General features: G+C 66.5%; 6 protein-coding genes and 1 pseudogene. 2 read left to right on the plus strand and 5 right to left on the minus strand.

From position 1 onward, the window contains the following. From J8I35_RS34155 to J8I35_RS34170, 4 genes and pseudogenes are all read right to left on the minus strand, one after another. Nucleotides 1-89: pseudogene (locus J8I35_RS34155) on the minus strand (electron transfer flavoprotein subunit beta/FixA family protein); the annotation flags it as partial. 227 nt (nt 90-316) lie between these two features. Continuing rightward, nucleotides 317-1,111: a MetQ/NlpA family ABC transporter substrate-binding protein gene (locus J8I35_RS34160; RefSeq protein WP_209929371.1), complete on the minus strand. Its 795-nt coding sequence runs from the start codon at nt 1,109-1,111 to the stop codon at nt 317-319. A 29-nt stretch (nt 1,112-1,140) separates the two neighbouring features. Continuing rightward, entirely contained in the window at nt 1,141-1,794 is a 654-nt protein-coding gene (locus J8I35_RS34165; protein WP_006476559.1) for a methionine ABC transporter permease, read from the minus strand. Next, entirely contained in the window at nt 1,784-2,818 is a 1,035-nt protein-coding gene (locus J8I35_RS34170) for a methionine ABC transporter ATP-binding protein (protein ID WP_209929372.1), read from the minus strand. Before J8I35_RS34170 ends, J8I35_RS34165 begins: the two co-directional genes overlap by 11 nt. 216 nt (nt 2,819-3,034) lie before the next feature. On the opposite strand from J8I35_RS34170, the gene J8I35_RS34175 reads away from it, so the two are divergent. Next, entirely contained in the window at nt 3,035-3,952 is a 918-nt protein-coding gene (locus J8I35_RS34175; RefSeq protein ID WP_209929373.1) for an alpha/beta hydrolase, read from the plus strand. A 30-nt stretch (nt 3,953-3,982) separates the two neighbouring features. Here J8I35_RS34175 and J8I35_RS34180 read toward each other — a convergent pair whose 3' ends face one another. Further along, nucleotides 3,983-4,906 (minus strand): histone deacetylase family protein, encoded by a 924-nt coding sequence (locus tag J8I35_RS34180; RefSeq protein ID WP_050011533.1) that lies wholly within the window; start codon nt 4,904-4,906, stop codon nt 3,983-3,985. A gap of 43 nt (nt 4,907-4,949) precedes the next feature. On the opposite strand from J8I35_RS34180, the gene mltB reads away from it, so the two are divergent. Beyond that, on the plus strand, nt 4,950-6,299 hold the full coding sequence (mltB, locus tag J8I35_RS34185; RefSeq protein ID WP_209929374.1) for a lytic murein transglycosylase B: 1,350 nt from the start codon (nt 4,950-4,952) through the stop codon (nt 6,297-6,299). Nucleotides 6,300-6,408 lie beyond the last annotated feature (109 nt).

The following is a 6,408-nucleotide window of genomic DNA, read 5'->3' on the forward strand; positions in this document are numbered from 1 at the left end:
TTCGCGATGTCGACGCCCGTGTTGTCCGACTTCACGCGGACCTTCACGTTGTAATCGACCACTCTTTTCACTGGCACCAGGATTTTCATGCACACGCTCCAAAGTTACGAATACGACCAGAGGCCATTTTATAGCGCGGCCTCATGACTGCGCGGCCAGGCGGACCCAACCATGATGGTTGTCGAGGATACCGCTTCTTGGCGACGCGCCAATGATAGCGAACGGTCGTTCTATTTTAAAAGAGAAAAAACCCGGACGCAAAGCCCGGGTTTTCGATCATCGACTCTAATCCCGCCGGGCGTCCGTGCGCTGCCGGTTACCAGGCGGCAATGACCGCGCCGCCGAACTTGCCTTCGATGAACTGCTTCACGTCGGCCGAGTGATACGCGGCGATCAGCTTCGCGACCCACGGCTTGTTCCGGTCCGCCTCGCGGATCGCGAGGATGTTCGCATACGGGCCGTTCGGACCCTCGATTGCGACCGCGTCCTGTTTCGGTTTCAACCCCGCTTCCATCGCGTAGTTGGTGTTGATTGCGGCCGCGTCGACGTCGCCGAGCGAACGCGGAATCTGCGCGGCGTCGAGTTCGACGATCTTCAGCTTGCGCGGATTGTCGACGATATCGAGCGGCGTCGCCTTCAGCCCCGCATCCGCGCGCAGCTTCAGCAGCCCCTGCTTCTGCAGCAACAGCAGCGCGCGGCCGCCGTTGGTCGGATCGTTCGGCACCGCGACGCGCGCGCCCGGCTTCAGTTCGGCCAGCGACTTCACGCGCTTCGAATAGATGCCCATCGGGAACGTGACGGTGTCCGCGACCTTGAGCAGCTTGTAGCCGCGATCCTTCACCTGCGCCTGCAGATACGGATCGTGCTGGTAGCTGTTCGCGTCGAGGTCGCCCGACGCGAGCGCGGCGTTCGGCTGCACGTAATCGGAGAATTCGACGATGCGGATCTCCAGGCCGTCCTTCGCCGCGACCTTCTTCACCACTTCCATGATCTGCGCGTGCGGGCCGCCCGTCACGCCGACCTTGATGGTTTCGGCCTGCGCATGCGCGCCCGCGAACAGTGCGGCCGCGCCCAGCGCCGCCGCGAACTTGAGCATGAAGCGTCGTTGCATCGTTTCTCCCCTATCGGATCGGTTTGGTTTTATTTGTGGCTGAGCCGGCGCACCAGCCAGTCGCCGAACGATTGCACGATCTGCACGAACACGATCAGGATTGCGACGACCGTCCACATCACTTCGGGCAGATAGCGCTGGTAACCGTAGCGGATCCCCAGATCGCCGAGCCCGCCGCCGCCGATCGCGCCCGCCATCGCCGAATAGCCGACCAGCGACACGAACGTGATCGTCAGGCCCGCGACGATGCCCGGCAGCGATTCGGGCAGCAGCACCTTGAAGACGATCTGCGACGTGGTCGCGCCCATCGATTGCGCGGCCTCGATCAGCCCGCGGTCGACTTCGCGCAGCGCCGTTTCGACGAGACGCGCGATGAACGGCGCGGACGCGAGCGTCAGCGGCACGACCGCCGCGGCCGTGCCGATCGACGAACCCGTGACGAGCCGCGTGAACGGAATCACCGCGACCAGCAGGATGATGAACGGCGTCGAGCGGACCGCGTTCACGATGCCGCCGAGCACGCGATTCACCGCGAGGTTCTGCAGCACGCCCTGGCGGTCGGTCAGGTACAGCAGCACGCCGAGCGGCAGGCCGACGAGCGCGCCGACCGCCCCGGAGATGCCGACCATGATCAGCGTCTCCCAGAACGACTGCACGAACATATCGAACATCTCACTCAACATACGAAAGCTCCTCTACCACCACACCTTGCTCGCGCAGGAACGCGAGCGCCTGCCCGACCTTGCCCGGCTCGCCGCCCGCGAGCACCGCGAGCGAACCGAATGCCTGCCCCTGGATCTCATCGATCTGGCCGTGCAGGATGTTGAAATCGAGTTCGTACCGGCGGATCGTCTCCGACAGGATCGGCTGGTCGACCCCCGAGCCCGTGAACGCGAGCCGCAGCAGATGGCCGCGGCCCGTCTTCAGCCGCTCGGCCACGCGCGCCTTCAGCGCGGGCGGCAGTTCCTGCGCGATCACGTCGCCGATCAGCGCGCGCGTCACTTCGTGATGCGGCTGCAGGAAAACGTCGATCACGCGGCCTTCCTCGACCACGCGACCCGCATCGAGCACCGCGACGCGATCGCAGACCTGCTTGATCACTTCCATCTGGTGCGTGATCAGCACGATGGTCAGCCCGAGCTCGCGGTTGATGCGCTTCAGCAAATCGAGGATCGAACGCGTGGTTTCGGGATCGAGCGCGGACGTCGCTTCGTCCGACAACAGCACCTTCGGCTGGCTCGCCAGCGCGCGGGCGATGCCGACGCGCTGCTTCTGCCCGCCGCTGATCTGCGCCGGATAGCGGTCCTTCTGCGCGGACAGCCCGACCAGGTCGAGCAGCGGCAGCACGGCGGCTTCGATGTCGGCACGGCTCGCGCCGGCCAGCTCGAGCGGCAACGCAACGTTGTCGAACACCGTGCGCGACGACAGCAGGTTGAAGTGCTGGAAGATCATGCCGATCTCGCGGCGCGCTTCGCGCAGCGCGCCGGTCGACAGCAGCGTGAGATCGCGCCCGCCGACGACCACATTGCCTTCGGTCGGCCGAGTCAGCAGGTTGATGGTGCGCACGAGCGTGCTCTTGCCGGCGCCGCTTCGGCCGATGATGCCGAACACCTCGCCTTGCGGGATCGTCAGGTTGACGTTGTGCAACGCTTCGACCCAGCCGCCCGGGCCGGGGAAACGCTGCGAAAGATTGCGTAATTCGATCATGTAAACAAAACGGCGGCCGGCCGGCGAGTTGGCCCGCCAGTCGGCCGCCGATGCATCTGGAATAGCCGGCGATTTTACCGCAAACCCCTCATTCCCCTTAATAATCGATTTCGATCTTTTCATAACCAAACGAAATTAGAGGGGCGCTGCTTGGCCCTCCCGGGAAGGCCGCGACTATGATCCGGAACACAGACCAACGAACAGGGAAGACGCCCGATGAGCACCACCACCCCGCCGGCCGCCGCACCCGCCACCGCCGGATCGGCGCCTTCGGCGCCCGCGCCGCGGATGGGCCGGCTGCGTACCGCGGACGGACTCGAACTGGCGTCGTACCGCTGGCCGGCCGGCGACGGCGCCGCGCCGCCGCACGCGACGATCGCGCTGGTGCACGGCCTCGCCGAACACGCGGGCCGCTATGCCGCGCTCGCCGGCCGGCTGAACGCAGCGGGCATCGACGTGCTGGCGATCGATCTGCGCGGGCATGGCCAATCGCCCGGCACGCGCGTGTGGGTCGACCGTTTCGACGGCTACCTGAACGACGCGGATGCGCTGGTCGCCGAAGCCGCACGCGGCGATGCGCCGCTGTTCCTGATGGGGCACAGCATGGGCGGCGCGGTCGCGGCGCTCTACGCGATCGAACGCGCACCCGCCCGCGGCCACGCGCTGGCGGGCCTCGTGCTGTCGAGCCCGGCGCTTGCGCCAGGGCGCGACGTGCCGCGCTGGATGCTCGCGGTCAGCCGCGTCATCAGCCGTGTGTGGCCCACCTTCCCCGCGATCAGGATCGACGCGGCCCTGCTGTCGCGCGATCCGGCCATCGTCGCGGCCAATCGCGCCGATCCGCTCGTGCATCACGGCGCAGTGCCCGCCCGCACCGGCGCGGAGATTCTCGACGCGATGGCGCGCATCGAAGCCGGCCGCGGCGCGCTGCGCGTCCCGGTGCTCGTCTATCACGGCACCGAGGACAAGCTGACCGAACCGGACGGCAGCCGTGCGTTCGGCGCACGCGTCGGCTCGCCCGATCGTACGCTGACGCTGTACGAGGGCGGCTTCCACGAAACGATGAACGATCTCGAACGCGACCGCGTGATCGACGCGCTGATCGCGTGGATTCACGCGCGCGTGCCGGCGCGCTGAGCGCGCCCTGACCGGCCGGTCGAGCGGGAATCAGATCCCGGCGAGCACGCGCAGGTGCGCGACGACGCTGCGGCCGAGCGCGGACAGGTTGTAACCGCCCTCGAGGCAGCTGACGATACGGCCCTGCGCATGCCGGCGCGCGACGTCGACGATCCGCGCGGTCAGCCATTCGAAGTCGGCCTCGACGAGACCGAGATTGCCGATGTCGTCCTCGCGATGCGCATCGAACCCGGCCGACACGAACAGCATCTGCGGCTTGAATGCGTCGAGGCGCGGCAGCCACAGCATGTCGACGGCTTCGCGGATCGCCATCCCGTTGCTGCGTGCGGGCATCGGCAGGTTGACCATGTTCGGCGCCTGGTGATCGACGCCCGAGAACGGATACAGCGGATGCTGGAAGAAACTGCACATCAGCACGCGCTCGTCGTTCGCGAACGCCGCCTCGGTGCCGTTGCCGTGGTGCACGTCGAAATCGATGATGGCGACACGCTCGATGCCGTGTACGTCGAGCGCGTGCCGCGCGGCGATCGCGACGTTGTTGAAGAAGCAGAAGCCCATCGCGCGCGCCGGCTCCGCATGATGACCGGGCGGCCGGACGCCGCAGAACGCATTCGCGTAGCGGCCTTCGATCACCGCATCGGTCGCCGCGACCGCGGCGCCGGCCGCGCGCAGTGCCGCGCGCCACGTGTCGCGATTCATCAGCGTATCGGGATCGATCTCGACGTAACCGTCGACCGGCGTCATGCTGCGGATGTAGTCGATGTGCGCCTGCGTATGCACGCGGCCGAGCGCGACCTCGCTCGCGAACGGCGCGGTTTCGTGCACGATCAGGTCGTCGATGCGGCTCGCGATCAGTTGATCCTGGATCGCCGACAGGCGGGCCGGACATTCCGGATGCCATTCCCCCATCTCGTGCAGCATGCAGTCGGGGTGCGTATAGAAAGCGGTTGCCATAAGCTGTCGTCCGCGGCGCGCGGTGCGTCGCAGGTCTCCGTCAATGATGTCCATCGTCTGCCGCGAATTCGCCGCTAACTTACCACAACGGCGGCCGGCTTCGGCCCGGCGCGCCGGATGCGTCGGGTATACTGCGCCGAACACAATCGCCCTGTCCGCCCGCTTCGACATGAATTCCAGCAAGCCCGCCGCCCTTCTCTCCGCGCTGTTCCGTGTTCGCGCTCCGCTCGTCGTCGCTGCCGTCGCGGCGGCCCTCGGCACCGCGCCCGCCGTCGCGCAGACGCAGCCGGCGAAGCCCGCCGGCACGCTCGTCGCCCAGGCCCAGCCACAGCAGCCGATGCCGCAAGGCCAGACGTTCGAAGAGGAAATCGTTCCGCAGCGTTACGCGAGCAACGCGAAGGTCGACGCGTTCATCGACGAGATGGTGAGCCGCAACGGCTTCGATTCGGCGAGCCTGCATGCGCTGTTCTCGCGCGTCAGCTACTCGGCCACGGCCGTCAAGCTCGTGAGGCCCGCACCGACGCCTTCGGTGAAGAACTGGCGCGTCTATCGTTCGCGCTTCATCGAGCCGATCCGCATCAATGCGGGCGTGAAGTTCTGGAAGGCGAACCAGGCGACGCTGCAGCGCGCGTCCGAGCAGTTCGGCGTGCCGCCCGAGGTGATCGTCGGCATCATCGGCGTCGAGACGATCTATGGCCGCTACATGGGCAATTTCCGCGTGCTCGACGCGCTGACCACACTGACGTTCGACTACCCGGACACGCCGAATCGCGACAGCCGCCAGGCCACGTTCCGCAAGAACCTCGAAGACTTCCTGGTCTGGACCCGCGACAACCAGCTCGACCCCACCACCGTGCTCGGCTCGTACACCGGCGCGATCGGGATTCCGCAGTTCCTGCCGAGCAGCATCCGCGAATATGCAGTCGACTTCGACGGCACCGGCCACGTCGATCTGCGCAGCAGTCCTGTCGATGCGATCGGCAGCGTCGCGAACTACCTGAAACAGCACGGCTGGGAAACCGACCGCCCGGTGGTCTGGCAAATCACGCCCGATACGGGCAGCCTGGGCATCGCACAGGCCGCCGCCGACGGCCAGCCCGAACCGCACTGGGCGCTGTCGCAACTGCTGCGCGCAGGCATGACGCTGAACGAGCCGACGGTCAACATCACGACCGAAGCCGGCACGCCGGTGACCGTGGTCGACCTGCCGACGCCGGGGCGTGCGACCGAATACATGCTCGGCCTGAAGAACTTCTACGTGCTGACGCGCTACAACCGCAGTTTCTTCTACGCACTCACCGTGTACCAGCTCGGCGAAGCCGTGAAAGCGCAGATGCAAGCGAGCGGCGCGCTCCCGTTGCCTGCGGCGGACACGGAAGCACCTGCACAATAAGCACGCCCGCACAAAACAAAAACGCCGCATATGCGGTAATGCCGTTCAGTTAAGGTTCTTTCTGAGGAACCGGACAGCATAACGAGCAGGACGGGACTTGACGGCCCGA

The organism is Burkholderia sp. CpTa8-5 (genome assembly GCF_017815045.1).
Taxonomy (GTDB): domain Bacteria; phylum Pseudomonadota; class Gammaproteobacteria; order Burkholderiales; family Burkholderiaceae; genus Burkholderia; species Burkholderia sola.

Coding starts and splice junctions, on each gene's coding strand:
- J8I35_RS34160 (WP_209929371.1), bottom strand. CDS start 1,111: ATGCAACGACGCTTCATGCTCAAGTTCGCGGCGGCGCTGGGCGCGGCC.
- J8I35_RS34165 (WP_006476559.1), bottom strand. CDS start 1,794: ATGTTGAGTGAGATGTTCGATATGTTCGTGCAGTCGTTCTGGGAGACG.
- J8I35_RS34170 (WP_209929372.1), bottom strand. CDS start 2,818: ATGATCGAATTACGCAATCTTTCGCAGCGTTTCCCCGGCCCGGGCGGC.
- J8I35_RS34175 (WP_209929373.1), top strand. CDS start 3,035: ATGAGCACCACCACCCCGCCGGCCGCCGCACCCGCCACCGCCGGATCG.
- J8I35_RS34180 (WP_050011533.1), bottom strand. CDS start 4,906: ATGGCAACCGCTTTCTATACGCACCCCGACTGCATGCTGCACGAGATG.
- mltB (WP_209929374.1), top strand. CDS start 4,950: ATGATGTCCATCGTCTGCCGCGAATTCGCCGCTAACTTACCACAACGG.